The organism is Streptomyces sp. NPDC059002, from assembly GCF_042740435.1.
Lineage (GTDB): Bacteria > Actinomycetota > Actinomycetes > Streptomycetales > Streptomycetaceae > Streptomyces.
This window is the reverse complement of the sequence record NZ_JBHYJI010000005.1, coordinates 76,973-91,627: the sequence shown is the minus strand read 5'-3', so window position 1 is coordinate 91,627 and position 14,655 is coordinate 76,973. Positions and strand designations below refer to the sequence as shown.

Genomic DNA, 14,655 nt, shown 5'->3' with positions numbered 1-14,655 from the left:
AGGCTCTGTCCTTTGCGCGGCCGGTCAGACCCCGACCCGGGCCACGACCTCGGTCAGCATGCGCCCCAGTGGAAGGTCGATGCGGCGGGCGGCCCAGCGGTCGCCACGCGTGGGGCCCTGGTTCACGATCAGCACCGGGATACCGGCCTGCGCCGCCTGGCGTACGAAGCGCAGACCGGACATGACCGTCAGGGACGAGCCCAGCACGAGCAGCGTCGCCGCCTCCTGGACCAGATCGCGGCACGCCGCCACCCGCTCGGGGGGCACGTTCTCGCCGAAGAACACGACGTCCGGCTTGAGCACCCCGGTGCCGCAGGCCGCGCACGTCACCACCCGGAACTCACGGACCGCCTCGTCGGCCAGCTCCACGTCCCCGTCCGGATTCACCCGCGCCGCACGGTGCCGCCCGGCGACGGCCTCGAACCCCGGGTTGGCCTCCCGCAACCGGCCGTCCAGCTCCGAACGGGCGCTGACCCGACCGCAGTCCAGACACACCACCCGGCTGAGGCTCCCGTGCAGTTCCACCACGTCCCCCGCCCCCGCGGCCTGCTGCAGCCCGTCCACGTTCTGCGTGATCACGCCGGTGACGAGCCCCGCTCCCGCCAGCGTGGCGACCGCCCGATGGCCGGTGTTCGGACGCGCCCTGATCATCGCCCGCCAGCCCAGCTGGCTCCGGGCCCAGTACCGTCGGCGCGCATGCTCGCTGCCGGTGAACTCCTGGAACGTCATGGGCACGTGGTTGCGCCGCAGAGATCCGTGTTCCCCGCGGTAGTCGGGGATGCCCGACTCCGTCGACAGACCCGCTCCACTGAGTACGACGACACCGCCCGCCCGCACGGCGTCGACGACCGCGGACGGGTCACTCGAAGCGGGAGGCAGGTCGCCCTCGGGCTCCCAGGTCAACGTGGGTCGCATCCTCATGCGCGCCAGCTTATGTACCTGCCGGACGGTCCCGCAGCACGGGCGGCGGCCTCGCGCGACCTGATCCGCCGGGCAGGACCTAGGATGCGGCGCATGGACATCGTGATACCGCTCTTCGACCGCTTCGAGCCGCTCGACGCGATCGGACCCTACGAGATCCTGTCCCATGTGCCCGGCGCCACCGTGCGCTTCGTCGCTCCCGAACCCGGCCTGGTGCAGGACGTGTTGGGATCGCTGCCGGTGCATGTCCCGACGAGGTACTCCGAGGTGGAGCGCTGCGACGTCCTGCTGATCCCCGGTGGGGGCGGCGCATGGACCGTGGCGGAGGATCCCGATTTCCTCGACTGGATCCGGCGCATCCACACCGGCACCCGCTTCACCACCTCGGTGTGCACCGGAGCGCTGGTGCTCGCGGCGGCCGGTCTGCTGAAGGGGCTGACCGTGACCAGCCACTGGGGTGTGATCGACGAACTGCGGTCGTACGGCGCGGTCTACACCCCCGAACGGGTCGTACGCCACGACCGGATCATCACCTCGGCCGGGGTGTCGTCAGGCATCGACATGGCGATCCAGCTGGCCGCCCTGCTCAGCGACGACACCACCGCCCAGGCGATCCAGCTCTACACCGAGTACGACCCGCAGCCGCCGTTCGACACCGGCTCGGTGGCCAAGGCCCCGGCCGAGGTACTCGAACGGGCTCGCACGCTGGGCTAGGAACGGCCGCTTCTATCCGAGTCGGCGCAACGCCTCGTCCAGCGCCCTGCGCACCTGAAGCGCGTCCGGCGCGGCAGCGGTGACCAGCACGGCGGGACCGGCCAGCGGGGTGAGTGCGGCCCACTCCCCCAATGCCGCGGGCTCCGGCATGTCGTGGGCGAACTCCGGTCGTACGACGATGAGTTGGCCTACCCCGCGACAGCCCGCCAGGACCGCGGGGCCGTCCCAGCCGCCGGGTGCGCCGGGGCCGCAGGACAGTTCCTGGTCGAGCAGTGCGCGGCCCGCGCGGTGCACGGTGAGGCGACTGGTGAGGCGGCCCGGCGCTTCGCCGACCCGGCCGAGTGCCTGTTCCTCGCGCAGGACGAGGCGGGCCCCCGCGGCGAGTTCGGCGCGGGTGGTGACGCGCAGGTCGCTGCCGCACACGGAGATCAACTGCTCGGGCAGCCAGCGCAGTTCGGCGCCGTCGGCGACGGTGAGGCGTACGTCGTAGCGCGCCGCGTCGCCCGTCTGGCCGGGCAGCGCGATGGTGGCCGCCGCGGAACCGATGCGGAGCGCCGCGCCCTCGTGCACGGCGGCCTCGACGGTGAGGTGGTCGCCGCCCAGGGGGCCGCTCATCGCGCCGACGAGCGTGACGTGCGCCGCGGGACCGGACGAGCGGGTGCGGCGCAGGGCGAGCGGGCCCTCGCCGTCGAGCACCGGCAGCGCGGTGCCGCCGCGCCCGTCGGAGCGGGCCTCGACGCGGGCGGTGCCGCGGACGCCCGCGCCGCCGCCCGTTCGCGTGACGCCCCGGGGGGCGAGGTCGACCGTCACGCCGACGCGGTCCACGCGGCGTACTGCTCCCGCACCCACGCGGCGACGGGACCGACGCCCTCGTCGGACCTCAGCGACTGGAAGGCGACGGGCAGTTCGGCGCGCTGCGCCTTCGCGTCGGCGGCCATCCGGGCGAGGTCGGAGCCGACGTGCGGGGCGAGGTCGGTCTTGTTGACGACGAGCAGGTCGGCGGTGGAGACGCCGGGACCGCCCTTGCGCGGGATGTCGTCGCCGCCCGCGACGTCGATGACGAAGATCTGCGCGTCGACGAGCCCCTTGGAGAAGGTCGCGGTGAGGTTGTCGCCGCCCGACTCGACGAGGATCAGGTCGACCGGCCCCACCTCGTCCTCCAGGTCCTCCACGGCCTCCAGGTTGGCGGAGATGTCGTCGCGGATCGCGGTGTGCGGGCAGGCACCGGTCTCCACCGCGGTGATGCGCTCGGGCGGCAGCACGGCCTCCCGCAGCAGGAACTCGGCGTCCTCGCGGGTGTAGATGTCGTTCGTGACGACGGCGAGGGACAGCTCGTCGCGCAGTTCCCGGCAGAGCGCGGCAACGGTCGCGGTCTTCCCGGAACCGACGGGCCCACCGAGCCCGATCCGCAGCGCGCGACGGCTGCCGTCGGGCCGGTGGGCATCGGCGGATACGGCGGCGGGGCCGTCGTGGGAGTGGTCGAGATGCATGGTTACGGCTCCAGATTTCAGTGAGTAGGGATCGATGGGGACACGGGTCTTCAGCCCGTCCGGCGCGGAGAGACTCTTCAGCCCGTCCGGCGCGGAGAGACTCTTCAGCCCGTCCGGCGTTTGAGGACGAGGCCGTCCAGGCCGATCGGGGGCCTGGGGGCGGAGCCCCCAGACATCAGCCACAGCAACCGCTAAGACGCGAACAACCGCACAGGCCAAGCCGCATGCGCCTCCGCCCCCACCTCCAACAGCGGCGCCGACCCCGCGGGCAGCGCGTCGACGCCGTCGTCGAGGACCCGTCTCGCGGCCTCGACGGCCTGGCAGGCCACACCGTCGAGCTCGGGCGCCAGCCGCGCGAGGACCGCGGTCGCGTCGAAGGGGTCGAGGCTCAGCAACCGCACCGTCGCGGTCGCGGGCCCGCTGACCCCTTCGTACAAGGAGCAGTACGCGGCGTCCGCAGGCGCGAGCCCGGCCGCGCGGGCGGTGAGGCCGAGCACGACGGGCTGATGGGCTCCCTTGGGGAACTGCCGTGCCAGCGCGTCGAGTTCGGGGTGCGGCCAGGTGGCGCGCGCGGCCCGCATCAGCTGCCGGCCCAGGCGCCGCGCGGCGGTGCGCAGGGCGAGCGAGGGCGTGCGGGCGTCCGCCGCCGCGTCCAGGTCGACCGGGTCGACGCCGAGGGCGGCGGCCGCCGCGAGGGCGGCGGACACCAGGCCGCTGGTGTGCAACCGGCCCCGGCAGAAGGCCTCGAGGCTCGCCGCCCCGGTGACGCGGCCCGCCTTGACCGCGGCTTCGGCCCCGCCGGAGTGCGCGTGCCCTCCGGCGGGGAAGCGGCCGTCGGCCAGGACGAGGAGTGCTGCTCGTGACATGTGATCGTCGCCAGGTCCTTCGCGGCCGTCAGAAGAGGAAGTACCGCTGGGCGAGCGGCAGTTCCGCGGCGGGCGACGGCTCGACGAGTTCGCCGTCGATGGTCACGGCGAAGCTGTCGGGGGCGACCTCGACCCGGGGCAGCGCGTCGTTCTCGCGCATGTCCGCCTTGGAGCGTCCGCGTGTCGAGCGGATCGGGGCGAACGCCTTGTCCAGGCCGAGGCGTTCGGGCAGTCCGTCGTCGAGGGCAGACTGGGTCACGAAGTTGATCGAGTTCAGCGCCGGGGCCTTGCCGTGCGCGCCGTACATGCGGCGCGGCAGGACGGGCTGCGGGGTCGGGATGGACGCGTTGGCGTCGCCCATCTGCGCGTACGCGATCTGCCCGCCCTTGAGGACGACTTGGGGCTTGACGCCGAAGAACGCCGGTTCCCACAGCACCAGGTCGGCGAGCTTGCCGGTCTCCACCGAGCCGATCTCGTGGTCGATGCCCTGGGCGACGGCCGCGTTGATCGTGTACTTGGCGACATAGCGACGTGCGCGGTGGTTGTCGGCGCGGGTGTCCCCCGGCAGGAAGCCGCGGCGGCGCTTCATCACGTGTGCGGTCTGCCATGTACGCATGATCACCTCGCCGATCCGGCCCATCGCCTGGGAGTCGGAGGACATGATCGAGATGGCGCCGAGGTCGTGCAGGATGTCCTCCGCCCCGATGGTCGTGGGCCGGATGCGGGACTCGGCGAAGGCGAGGTCCTCGGGGACGGCCGGGTTGAGGTGGTGACAGACCATCAGCATGTCGAGGTGCTCCTCGACGGTGTTGACGGTGTGCGGCCGGGTGGGGTTGGTCGAGCTCGGCAGCATGTTGGGCAGCGAGACGGCCGTGATCATGTCGGGGGCGTGGCCGCCGCCCGCGCCCTCGACGTGGAAGGCGTGCAGGGTGCGGCCCGCGACGGCGTCGAAGGTGGCGTCGACGAAGCCCGCCTCGTTGAGCGTGTCGGTGTGGACGGCGAGCTGGGCGCCGGTCTCCTCGCAGACGTTGAGGCAGGCGTCGATGGTGGCGGGCGTCGCACCCCAGTCCTCGTGGATCTTGAAGCTGACGGCGCCCGCGCGGAGCTGGGCGTGCATCGAATCGGCGTTGACGGTGTTGCCCTTGCCGAGGAAGCCGATGTTGACCGGACTCGACTCGAGGGCCGCGAACATCCGGGCCAGATGCCAGGCACCCGGGGTGATGGTGGTCGCCTTGCTGCCCTCGGCCGGGCCCGTGCCGCCGCCGAAGAGGGTGGTCACCCCGGAGGCGAGGGCCTCGTCGACGATGGTCGGCGAGATGAAGTGGATGTGGGTGTCGATGCCGCCCGCGGTGAGGATCTTGCCGTTGCCCGCGATGACCTCGGTCTCCGGGCCGATGACGAGCTCGGGGTGGACGCCGTCCATCGTGTCGGGGTTGCCGGACTTGCCGATGCCGGTGATGCGGCCGTCCCTGACACCGATGTCGGCCTTGACGATGCCCCAGTGGTCGATGATCACGGCACCGGTGATGACGGTGTCGGGGGCGCCTTCGGCGCGGGTCGTCCTGGACTGGCCCATCGACTCGCGGATGACCTTGCCGCCGCCGAACACCGACTCGTCGCCGGAGCGCCCGGGGCCGCCCGAGAGGTCCTGCTCGATCTCGATCAGCAGATCCGTGTCGGCGAGCCGGATCCGGTCGCCGGTGGTGGGGCCGAACAGATCGGCGTACGCGGCACGGGACAGCTCAGGCATCGAGGGCACCTCCGGTCTCGCCGCGCAGGCCGGGCACGATGCGCTTGCCGGCCAGCGGGACGAGTTCGACGTCGACGGGGATTCCGGGTTCGAAGCGCACGGCGGTTCCCGCGGCGATGTTCAGCCGCTTTCCGTGCGCGGCGCCGCGGTCGAAGTCCAGACCCGGGTTGGCCTCGGCGAAGTGGTAGTGGGAGCCGACCTGGACGGGGCGGTCGGCGGCGTTGAGGACGGTGAGGCGGGTGACCTCGCGGCCTTCGTTGAAGGGGACGGGCTCGTCGGCGAAGAGGATCTCTCCGGGGATCATTCCCTGGCCCGTGACAGCGTGCGCTGCGGCATGCATGAGGCGCGAACTCCCGTCAGACGATCGGATCGTGGACGGTGACGAGCTTCGTGCCGTCCGGGAAGGTGGCCTCGACCTGGACGTCGTGGATCATCTCGGGGATGCCCTCCATGACGTCGTCACGGGTGAGGACCCGGCGCCCGGAGGACATCAATTCGGCCACGGTGCGACCGTCGCGGGCGCCTTCGAGGATGTGGGAGGTGATGAGGGCGATCGCCTCGGGGTGGTTGAGCAGCAGCCCCCGCGCCCTTCGCTTCTCGGCCACATCCGCGGCCACATGGATGAGCAGTCTCTCCTGCTCGTGCGGGGTCAGTTGCACGCGTCCCACCTCACAGTCCTCGCTCCGAACCGTGCGGGGTTCGGCTGCCGCGGCCACCGCGACGGATATAGATGTAACACACAGCGAAAGTCTTCGATCTTTCGCACCCTGGTTACGAAATCCCCTGGTGGCGTGGCACGGGAGGGTAGTTGGGAGGAGTTTCAACGAGGTTAACCAGCCATTGACCGACCCATGACCGTCAGCTGGGAAGATCCATACTTACCAGTGCGCGCAGGCCGTCCTGGAGCATCTCGACGGCGACATCGTCGAACAGGGCGTACTGCGCGGCGAATCCCTGCGCGAGGGCGATCATGGTCCGTGCGACATGGTCGGCGGGGACGTCGGAGCGCATCATGCCCGCCTTCTGATACCCCTCGACGACGCGCACCCACGCGGCCCGCACCTGGACGTACCCCTCCTGGAGGATCGCCGAGAGGCCGTCGTTGCGGAGGGTCTCCGTCCACACCTGGATCATCAGCCGCGGGTAGTACGACTTGGCGCCGTCCGTGAGACCGGGCTTGAGGTCGAGCACATCACCGAGGACCTTGCCGACCAGGACGTGCGGCGGGGGCGGCGGGCTCTGCTCCGCGGCCGCCTCGAAAATGCCCCGGATCTCGTCGAGCACCTCGGAGACGATGGCCTCGATCAGCTCTTCCTTGCCGCGGAAGTAGCGGTAGACCGCACCGGCCGAGAGGCCCACCTCCTTCAGGACGTCCTGCATCGACGCGGCGTGAAAGCCGTTGCGCGCGAAGCAGAGCGCCGCGCCGTCGAGGATCTGCCGACGTCGTGCGTCGAGGTGTTCTTGGGATACCCGGGCCATGCGCACAAAGTAAAACGAACATTCATTCTTGACAAGCGAGCCGCCCCCGAAGGACAGTGACTCACGTAAAACGAACGATCATTCTCTATGCGCCGCGGCCCGGGACCCCGCCCCGGGCGCCCTTCTCGTGGAGGAAGAACACATGCCCACGCCGCCCGCCACCGCACCCCCGCAGGGGCGCCGCATCGTGATGGTGGCCGTCCTCGTTCCGCTGCTCGTCACCCTCGCGCTCTGGGCCTTCGCCTGGCCCGCCGCCCGCACCGCGCCCCGCGACCTGCCGCTCGGCGTCGCGGGGCCGACCGCGGCGGCGGGCCCCGTCGCACAGCAACTCCAGCGGCAGCAGGGCGCGTTCGAGATCCACCGCTACGCCGACGAGGCCGCGGCCCGTGCCGCCATCGAGGACCGGACCGTGTACGGCGCGGTCGTCGCCACACCCCAGGGACCGAAGCTGCTGACCGCGTCGGCCGCGAGCCCGGTCGTCGCCCAGCTCCTGCAGCAGGCCGTGCAGAGCCAGGCCCCGGAGGGCAAGCCGGTGCCGACGGTCGACGTGGTGCCCGCGCCCCAGGCCGATCCGCGGGGCTCGGCCCTCGGGTCCAGCGTGCTGCCGCTCGCGATCGCGGGGGTCGCGGCCGGGTCGCTCGTGACCCTGTTCGGTCTCCGCGGCAGCCGCGCGGTGCTCGCCCTCGTCGCCGCGGCCGTGCTCGTCGGCGCCGTCGCGGCCGCGCTCACGGACAGCTGGCTGGGCATCCTGACCGGCAACTGGTGGGCGGAAGCCGGGGCGTTGGGCCTGTCCACGCTCGCGGTGGCCGCCACCGTCGCCGGACTCGCGGCGCTGATCGGCCCGGCGGGGATAGGGGTCGGCGCCCTGACGATGGTCCTGCTCGGCAACCCGTTCTCCGGCGTGACCTCGGCGCCTCAACTGCTGCCCGAACCGGTGGGATTCATCGGCCAGTTGCTGCCGCCGGGCGCGGGAGGCTCCCTGCTGCGCTCGGTGTCCTTCTTCGACGGGGCGCGGGCCGCGGGCCCCGCCCTCACCCTCGGCCTGTGGGCCGCGCTCGGCCTCACGGCCGTCGTGCTCGGCGCGCTGCGCGGGCGGCGCGCACCGGTCACCGCCGAGCGGACCGTGGTGCGGCCGGAGGCGGCGCCGGTCGGCTGAAGCGGCGGCGGTCGACCCGGGCGGCTCCGGCCGGCCGGGGCGCCGTCTCCTCACCGTCCGCGCCGCTACGTGGCGTTGGGCCCCCGGTGCTCCGCGGCGATGCCGAACCGCTGCTGTTCGCCGGAGGCCTGCGGGGCGGCGCCGATCGAGGTGACGGAGCTGATGGTCCGCTCCTCCGTGGCGTCCGCGAGCCCTTCGAGGCGCTCCAGGTCGGCGGCCGAGACCAGGGCCACGAGCGGCTTGCCGTGCCGGGTGACGACGACCCGCTCACCGCCGTAGACGACGCGGTTGATCAGCTCGGCGAGCTCTGCTCGGGCTTGCGTCACCGGAATCTCGTAGGCCATGCTCCCCAGCTTAAACGCCACCTCAGGAAGCCGTTCCGTGAGCGGTGGCGGGCCGGGCGTCCACCTCGGGGGCGGACCGGCGGTTCCGCGCCCGGCACACCCCTCGCCCGGCGGCTGGCCCCGGCATCCGAATCGGCCTAGGTTGCTGCCCAGCGAAGGCACCGGTCCGCCACCCCGCGAACGGCCAATGAGCAACTGCCCTAGGGGAGTTGCCGCTCATGAGCGCTGTTCGGGGCGTGCGGAGGGGAAGGGTGGGGCATGGACGCAGGTTTCGTGGCCGGGCGGCTGGCTTCGGCGGTCGCGGCACCTCTCGTGAAGAAGCTCTTCGTCCAGGAGGGCGCAGGCGCCGGGCTGGCTCCCGGCGCCGCCCGGATCTCGTCCCTCGTCTCCTTCCGCGGCGAGAAGAGCAGCCTCACCAGGGCCGATCTGGAGAAGCTGGCGGCCGACCTGGTGCAGCGGATCGTCGCCGCGGCGGGCGAGCGGCCGGTGGAGGACTCCGAGCTGTCCGCCGTCGCCTTTGCCGTGGCGAACACCCTGCACTGCCTGGGCGATCTCGACATGGACGATGTGCAGGCCGTCGGCCTGGGTCATCTCGCACTCGCCAGGAACCTGAAGGCGGCGGATCCCCGAGCCACCCACACCCTCTCCGCGAGCGGAACCCTGCTGTACGACTCCGTCATGGAGACCGCATGCCTGCACATCCTGCACTTCTTCACCCAGCGGTCCACCTTCGTGCCGCGCACGGTCGTGGAGCAGAGCCGTTTGCTCACAGAAACCGTGGCCAAGGTCGACCAGCTCCTTGAACGGTCGAGGTCACCGTTCACCCAGGACGTCGAGTTCGAGACCCGCTATCGCGCGTACATCGCCCGCAGGTACGGGATGCTCATGATCTACGGGATCGACCTCTCGAACGCCCTGGACCAGTGGCCCCTCGACACCGCCTATCTGAGTCTTCAGGCGGCAGTCGGCGGTTACTCGACGCAGGCGCCCATCCCCGTGGAGGACGCGTTCGCCAGCCGGAGCCGCATTCTCCTCAGGGGAGTCGCCGGTTCCGGGAAGACGACGCTGGTGCAGTGGCTCGCGGTGACCACGGCCCAGCAGAACCCGGGGACCTTCCGTGACGGAGGTGCGGCCCTCGACCCCTTGGCGGGCCGCATCCCCCTCGTGCTGCCGATCCGCACCCTCACCCGCCACGACGCGGAGCTGCCGACCCCCGACGGCTTCCTCCGGCACAGCAACAACCCCCTGGCCGCCGCCCAGCCGCCCGGCTGGGTCGACCGCGTCCTGCTCGCCAATCGGGCCCTCATCCTCGTCGACGGCATCGACGAGGCACCGGAAGTGGTCCGCGAACGGGCCCGCAGCTGGCTCCATGAGCTCCTGAGCACCTACGAGGACAACCTCTGGCTGGTCACGTCCCGCCCGTCGGCGGTGCGGGACGGGTGGCTGACCAGCATGAAGTTCTCGGAGCTCTCCCTCGCGCCGATGCGCGGCGACGACGTCACCACGTTCATCCGCCGCTGGCACAAGGCCGCACGCAGCACGGTCAGGCCCGATGACGCGGAGCAGCTGGACGCGTACGAGTCCTCGCTGATCGTCGCGGTCCGCACCAAGCACGACCTGGCACGCCTGGCCACGAATCCGCTGATGTGCGGTCTGATCTGCGCGCTCCACTGCGACCGGCGCGGCTATCTGCCCCACGCCCGCAAGGAGCTGTACAGCGCCGCCTTGTCCCTGCTGCTCTCGCGCCGCGACCGCGAGCGGGACATGCGGCCGCCGGACGGGATCGAGCTGAGCGAAGAGCCGAAGGTCCGGCTGCTGCAGCGGCTCGCCTACAAATTCATCCTGAACGGCAAGGCCGAACTCGACCGCAGGCACGCGGAGCGGATCGTCTCCGACGCGCTGCCCGGTGTGCCCGTCGCCGCGGCGCAGGGCGGAGGCCAGGAGATCTTCCGGCATCTGCTGCTCCGCAGCGGGCTGCTCCGCGAGCCGAGCGAAGGCACGATCGACTTCATCCACCGCACTTTCCAGGACTATCTGGGGGCGAAGGCGGCCGTGGAGGAGGGCGACACGGCCCTGTTGCTGCTGCGCGCCCAAGAGCCGCAGTGGGAAGACGTCGTACGGATGGCGGTGGCGCACGCCCGGCCCAAGGAGTGTGCCGAGTTCCTCCTCTCGCTGGTGCGCAGCGGTGACACCGCCATGTCGACCGGACGCAGGAAGCATCTGCATCTGCTGGCCGTCGCGGCCCTCGAATACGCCACTGAACTCGATCCGAACGTACGGGCGGAGGTCGAGCGCTGCGCCAGGAACCTCATCCCGCCCCGCACCCCGTCCGACGTCTCGGACCTGGTGGACTTCGGCGGCGTGGTGCTGGAGCAGTTGCCCGGTCCCGATCGCCTCTCCAGCGAGGAGGCCCGCTGCACCGTGCAGACCGCCGTGGCGATCGGGGGCGACGCGGCCATTCCCTTGCTGGCTCTCTACCAGCGTGTTCCCGATCTGCGCATCCGGCAGCTGCTGGCTTCCTCATGGCCGCGGTTCGCGACACGTGCGTACGCGGAGGGCGTCCTGGCCGACCTCGACGACGACGGGGTCCGCTTCACCGTGACGACCACGGACGAGCTGGCGGCCCTGCGGGACCTCGGCGGCCGCGCACGCGTGCGGCTGCATCCGGGGCTGCCCGCACCCGTGCTCGCCCTGGCACTGACCGGGGAAGCTCTCACCGAACTGCGTGCACCGGCTGATCTGTCCGCGACGTGGGAGTGGCTCAGGTCGGCCACCCGGTTGGCCACCCTCGAACTGGAGCACGCCGACAGCCCCGTCGACGTATCGACCCTGGCCGGTCATCCGGGCCTGCGCCTCCTGCGCGTCCATCCGGAGCAGACCGTCCTGGGCCTCGATTCCCTGAACGGCGTGGACTTCGCGTACGAGGCGGGTCTCGAACAGGGCCGGGGCTAGGGCCTGTCCGACGGATCCATGACAGCGCCGCCCTTGGAGCGGACCGCCAGCTGCTGAACCACGCCCCTGCGACCGACGCACATCGGCGTCCCGTCCCCGGCACACCCATCGGGACGGGGCGCCTCGGGCAGGACCGAGACCCTCAATGCACCACCCAGATCCAGCCGAGCGGCCTGAGGCCGAGGGTGCGGGCCACTGCGCGCGAGGCGTGGTTGTCGACGGTGGTGCTGTAGAAGAGCACGTCCCTGCCCTTGCCCGCGCGCCGCGACCAGGCGGCGACCGCGGCCGGTGCGAGGCCGCGGCCCCGGTGGTCCGCGCGGGTCCAGATCCCGGCCTCCGCGGCGCGGGCGTTCGCGGCCGGGGTGTGGCAGATCGACACGGGCTCGCTGTCGTGCACGGCCATCGCCCACTCCCCCGCGGCCCCGGAGATCAACTCCTGCCATTCGCCGGGCTGCCAGTTCCCCGGACGGCTCAACTGCCGTGCGGCGCGCCGCCCTTCGGCGTCCGAGACCAGGAGCGGCAGGGGCGCGGGAGAGGGCTCGGCCAGGCGGTCGGGGAAGGTGAAGCACGGGCCGCCCTGGATCCGTGCCGCGTCGCCCGGGGTCTCCAGGGCCGCCGCGAGCCGGGTCAGCGCGGCCGGTATCTCTTCCGGTGTGTACGGCTGTGCCGCGACGTCGACCGGACCCGGATCCTCTACGCCGGGACCCAGCGCCAGCAGACGTGCCCGCGGCGACCAGGACCACACGGCGCGCACCGACGGGTCCGTCACGGTCGCCCGGTCGCCGACCGGCCGGGTGCCGAGGCCGTGGATGACGTCGACTTCGAGCGCGAGCAGATCCTTCTCTTCCTTTTGCATGGCCCGTCGAGGGTACGCGGGGCACCGCCCGTGCCGCGGATCCGGTGGCCCCACTCCCTCCATGAACGTACGTCCTGTACATTTTTTACAGAGGCCCTGGCCCCTCCACGAACGGCGCCAGGTCGACCCCACGAAAAGAGGCGTGCCATGAACCGTCCGTCCGCCCGTTATGTCCTGCCCCAGTTCACCGAGCGCACGAGTTCGGGGACGCGGACCCTGGATCCGTACTCGAAGCTCCTCGACGAGCGGATCGTCTTCCTCGGCACCCCCATCGACGACACGTCGGCGAACGACGTGATGGCGCAGTTCATGCACCTCGAATACCAGGCGCCGGACCGCGACATCTCGCTGTACATCAACTCCCCCGGCGGCTCGTTCAGCGCGATGACCGCCCTCTACGACACGATCCAGTTCGTCAGCTGTGACGTGGAGACGACCTGCCTCGGCCAGGCGGCGTCGGCCGCCGCCGTGCTGCTCGCCGCGGGCACGCCCGGCAAGCGGTTCGCGCTGCCCGGTGCGCGTGTGCTCATCCACCAGCCGTCCGTCACCGAGCCGATCCAGGGACAGGCCAGCGACCTGGCCATCCAGGCCGACGAGATCCTGCGCACCCGGCGGCTCCTGGAGGAACTCCTCGTACGGCACACCGGGCAGAGCCCCGAGCGGATCAGTGCCGACATCGAACGGGACAAGATCCTCGACGCCCCCGCGGCCGTCGAGTACGGGCTCGTGGACCGCATCATCCCGACCCGCAAGACCTCGCTCGCCGCGCGCGACCCGAGGTGAGGCCGAGATGCTGCCGCCCGAACTCCCGCCCCTGCCGGCGCTGACGCGCGCCGAGGCCGAGCTGATCGACCGCTACCTCGAAGTCGTCGATCTGGTCGGCCGGATCAATCCGGCCCGCGCCGAGCACACCTACGGCGGGCTGCGCGCCGCCCAGGCCCTGGTCAGCAGGGCGACGGCTCTGCGGGACGCACTGACGCTGATGCATCAGCGCGGCGAGAGCGAGGTGCATGCGCCGACGCTGGCCCAGGCGCTGCGCGTGCTCGACGGCGAGCGGCGGGCCCGGCGGGTCACCGTGCCGCCGCTGCCGGGGAGTTGACCACGGCGAACCGCTCGCGGGAACGTCCGGGCCGCCTTCGAAACGGACCAGGCGGGGTCCCCCGTATGGCGTAGCCGAGGGTCCGTCAGGCCGTGGTCGAGAGTTGCGCCAGGTGTGTACGACGCGCGCGGAATGCTTCATTCCGGTGCTGGTCGAACCATCGTCAGCCACGGGGACCCAGACCCCATTTCGACAGTGTCCACCCGAACGGGTCAGTCGTGAGGAGCCTCACAAAACACCGTTTCGGCTCGGTTTTTTCGCCCTTGTCGGGTCAAGATCCCTTCCGACGACAAGCCCCCGCCACAGCGGTGGGGCGGTCCGGGCGGACGCCGAGTCCTGCCGCCACCCGGATGACCGGTCGACATGGGTGCAACGGCAGGAGTGGAGGACCCAGGCATGACGGGCCCGTCCGGGAAGTCCGGACGACGCCCTTGGGGTGAAGCCGCAGAGCACGACGCGGCCGGGCATCTTCGCCTGCCCGAACCCGACAGGTCATCCTTCACAGGCGGCTGACGAAGGGTTGCGCATGACTGCGCTGAATCATGTTCCGTCGCTGCTCACCAGGACCGGTGCCGCATCGGCCCTGACGCTCGCCGTAGTAGGCGGCACCATGGTGGCCCCCGGGCTCACCGCGGAAGCGGAGGCAGCAACACACGGGACGAAGGCGCTCAAGATCGCAGCGTCCAAGAAGGGCTCCCCCTACCGCTACGGCGCCGCGGGGCCCAACCGGTTCGACTGCTCGGGCCTCACGCTCTATTCGTTCAAGAAGACGGGCAAGAAGCTCCCGCGCACCGCCGCCGCGCAGTACAACAAGACCAAGCACATCAAGAAGTCGCAGCGCACCAAGGGCGACCTGGTGTTCTTCCACTCCGGCCGGAACGTCTACCACGTCGGGATCTACGCGGGCGACGGCCGCATATGGCACGCGCCCAAGCGCGGAACCGTGGTGCGTCTGGAGAAGATCTGGTCCAAGAGCGTCTGGTACGGCCGGGTCCGCTGACCCGCGCCGCGCCGACGGTCCCCGAGCA

The 14,655-nt window shown here is 71.4% G+C and carries 16 protein-coding genes and 1 riboswitch; of the genes, 6 read left to right on the top strand and 10 right to left on the bottom strand.

The annotated features are described in order from the left end of the window. Positions 1–24: 24 nt before the first annotated feature. Positions 25–921, bottom strand: a complete 897-nt coding sequence (locus ACFWZ2_RS07075) for an NAD-dependent protein deacetylase (RefSeq protein ID WP_384543021.1) — start codon at positions 919–921, stop codon at positions 25–27. Positions 922–1,014: 93 nt separating this feature from the next. Between ACFWZ2_RS07075 and ACFWZ2_RS07070 the strand changes: the two genes are divergently transcribed. Then, a complete protein-coding gene (locus ACFWZ2_RS07070) occupies positions 1,015–1,635 on the top strand; it encodes a DJ-1/PfpI family protein (RefSeq protein WP_384543018.1) in 621 nt (206 codons plus the stop codon). A gap of 12 nt (positions 1,636–1,647) precedes the next feature. Here ACFWZ2_RS07070 and ACFWZ2_RS07065 read toward each other — a convergent pair whose 3' ends face one another. The 7 genes from ACFWZ2_RS07065 to ACFWZ2_RS07035 form a co-directional block, all read right to left on the bottom strand. Beyond that, a complete protein-coding gene (locus ACFWZ2_RS07065; RefSeq protein WP_384543367.1) occupies positions 1,648–2,445 on the bottom strand; it encodes an urease accessory protein UreD in 798 nt (265 codons plus the stop codon). Further along, the gene (ureG, locus tag ACFWZ2_RS07060; protein ID WP_384543016.1) at positions 2,442–3,125 is read right to left on the bottom strand and encodes an urease accessory protein UreG; all 684 of its coding nucleotides are present in this window, start codon (positions 3,123–3,125) and stop codon (positions 2,442–2,444) included. The genes ACFWZ2_RS07065 and ureG overlap by 4 nt, the downstream gene beginning before the upstream one ends. 191 nt (positions 3,126–3,316) lie before the next feature. Then, on the bottom strand, positions 3,317–3,991 hold the full coding sequence (locus ACFWZ2_RS07055) for an urease accessory protein UreF (RefSeq protein ID WP_384543013.1): 675 nt from the start codon (positions 3,989–3,991) through the stop codon (positions 3,317–3,319). A 28-nt stretch (positions 3,992–4,019) separates the two neighbouring features. Then, positions 4,020–5,741, bottom strand: coding sequence for an urease subunit alpha (locus tag ACFWZ2_RS07050; protein ID WP_384543007.1), 1,722 nt, complete (start codon positions 5,739–5,741; stop codon positions 4,020–4,022). Next, positions 5,734–6,045, bottom strand: a complete 312-nt coding sequence (locus ACFWZ2_RS07045; RefSeq protein WP_384543364.1) for an urease subunit beta — start codon at positions 6,043–6,045, stop codon at positions 5,734–5,736. Before ACFWZ2_RS07045 ends, ACFWZ2_RS07050 begins: the two co-directional genes overlap by 8 nt. Positions 6,046–6,097: 52 nt before the next feature. Next, positions 6,098–6,400 carry an urease subunit gamma gene (locus ACFWZ2_RS07040; protein WP_384543005.1) on the bottom strand — a complete coding sequence of 101 codons (303 nt, stop codon included), beginning with the start codon at positions 6,398–6,400 and terminating at the stop codon, positions 6,098–6,100. A 199-nt stretch (positions 6,401–6,599) separates the two neighbouring features. Beyond that, complete coding sequence (locus ACFWZ2_RS07035) at positions 6,600–7,220, bottom strand: TetR/AcrR family transcriptional regulator (RefSeq protein ID WP_384543003.1); 621 nt, start codon at positions 7,218–7,220, stop codon at positions 6,600–6,602. 142 nt (positions 7,221–7,362) lie between these two features. Here ACFWZ2_RS07035 and ACFWZ2_RS07030 point away from each other — a divergent pair, with 142 nt between their 5' ends. Beyond that, on the top strand, positions 7,363–8,376 hold the full coding sequence (locus ACFWZ2_RS07030; RefSeq protein WP_384543001.1) for an ABC transporter permease: 1,014 nt from the start codon (positions 7,363–7,365) through the stop codon (positions 8,374–8,376). A 65-nt stretch (positions 8,377–8,441) separates the two neighbouring features. Here ACFWZ2_RS07030 and ACFWZ2_RS07025 read toward each other — a convergent pair whose 3' ends face one another. Beyond that, the gene (locus ACFWZ2_RS07025) at positions 8,442–8,720 is read right to left on the bottom strand and encodes a type II toxin-antitoxin system Phd/YefM family antitoxin (protein WP_384542998.1); all 279 of its coding nucleotides are present in this window, start codon (positions 8,718–8,720) and stop codon (positions 8,442–8,444) included. Between the two features lie 258 nt (positions 8,721–8,978). On the opposite strand from ACFWZ2_RS07025, the gene ACFWZ2_RS07020 reads away from it, so the two are divergent. Then, positions 8,979–11,672, top strand: coding sequence for an NACHT domain-containing protein (locus ACFWZ2_RS07020; RefSeq protein ID WP_384542995.1), 2,694 nt, complete (start codon positions 8,979–8,981; stop codon positions 11,670–11,672). A 142-nt stretch (positions 11,673–11,814) separates the two neighbouring features. Here ACFWZ2_RS07020 and ACFWZ2_RS07015 read toward each other — a convergent pair whose 3' ends face one another. Then, complete coding sequence (locus ACFWZ2_RS07015) at positions 11,815–12,528, bottom strand: GNAT family N-acetyltransferase (RefSeq protein WP_384542993.1); 714 nt, start codon at positions 12,526–12,528, stop codon at positions 11,815–11,817. Positions 12,529–12,675: 147 nt separating this feature from the next. On the opposite strand from ACFWZ2_RS07015, the gene ACFWZ2_RS07010 reads away from it, so the two are divergent. From ACFWZ2_RS07010 to ACFWZ2_RS07000, 3 genes are all read left to right on the top strand, one after another. Next, on the top strand, positions 12,676–13,311 hold the full coding sequence (locus tag ACFWZ2_RS07010) for an ATP-dependent Clp protease proteolytic subunit (RefSeq protein WP_384542990.1): 636 nt from the start codon (positions 12,676–12,678) through the stop codon (positions 13,309–13,311). Positions 13,312–13,318: 7 nt separating this feature from the next. After that, a complete protein-coding gene (locus ACFWZ2_RS07005; RefSeq protein WP_384542988.1) occupies positions 13,319–13,627 on the top strand; it encodes a hypothetical protein in 309 nt (102 codons plus the stop codon). A gap of 317 nt (positions 13,628–13,944) precedes the next feature. Continuing rightward, positions 13,945–14,150: riboswitch (cyclic di-AMP (ydaO/yuaA leader) on the top strand. A gap of 3 nt (positions 14,151–14,153) precedes the next feature. After that, positions 14,154–14,627, top strand: coding sequence for a C40 family peptidase (locus tag ACFWZ2_RS07000; RefSeq protein WP_384542986.1), 474 nt, complete (start codon positions 14,154–14,156; stop codon positions 14,625–14,627). The last annotated feature ends 28 nt before the right edge of the window (positions 14,628–14,655 follow it).